Source organism: Parachitinimonas caeni (assembly GCF_030129945.1).
GTDB lineage: Bacteria > Pseudomonadota > Gammaproteobacteria > Burkholderiales > Chitinimonadaceae > Parachitinimonas > Parachitinimonas caeni.
This window is the reverse complement of the sequence record NZ_JARRAF010000157.1, coordinates 1-624: the sequence shown is the minus strand read 5'-3', so window position 1 is coordinate 624 and position 624 is coordinate 1. Positions and strand designations below refer to the sequence as shown.

The following is a 624-nucleotide window of genomic DNA, read 5'->3' as shown; positions in this document are numbered from 1 at the left end:
CGGCCGGCTGTCGGCGGCCTCGCCCCACTGCCCGACCGGGTAGCTGCGCCGGGCATCCAGGGCGTTCAAGGTCAGGTCGCCCTGACTGCCTGCCATCGCCTGGGCGTCCAGACGCCACCAGCCCGCCTGCTCCACGTGGAACTGGGCCGTCGCTTCCGGCGCGGCCGGCAGGGTATGGCGGGTCTCCGGTGCCAGCCGGCCCAGATCGACGGTCAGCGGCTCGGCCTGGAGCGCCAGGGTCAGCGTCGCGGTCGCGGCCGTGTCCAGGTCGCGGCTCGGGCGGTAGACCGCCAGATAGACCGTCTGGGCCCGATCCAGCGCAAAGCTGCCATCCCCCCAGCCCGGTACGCCTACCAGCAGATTGCCACCCTGGTCATAGATCTGATAGGCGTAGCGGTCGGTCGGCAGCCCCTCCAGCCGATAGTGCCGGTCTGCGCGCACGTCGAATCGGGCCAGCGCCAGCCCCTGACCGGCGGCGAAGGCCATCGACTGCGGCAGGTCCGGCTGCAGCGAAGCGGCTTCGGCGCTGCTATGCACGCTAAAACGATACGCCCCGCCGGTGGCAGGCAGGCTCAGCCGGTGCGGCCCGGCCTGGGCCCAGCCCAGCGCACTGCTGCCATACAG

Annotated in this window: 1 protein-coding gene; it reads right to left on the bottom strand. The window is 72.1% G+C overall.

Features of this window, described 5'->3' with window-relative positions; translation table 11 throughout:
* Window positions 1–624: hypothetical protein (locus PZA18_RS25785; RefSeq protein WP_284103432.1), on the bottom strand; the 624-nt coding region annotated here is incomplete at both ends.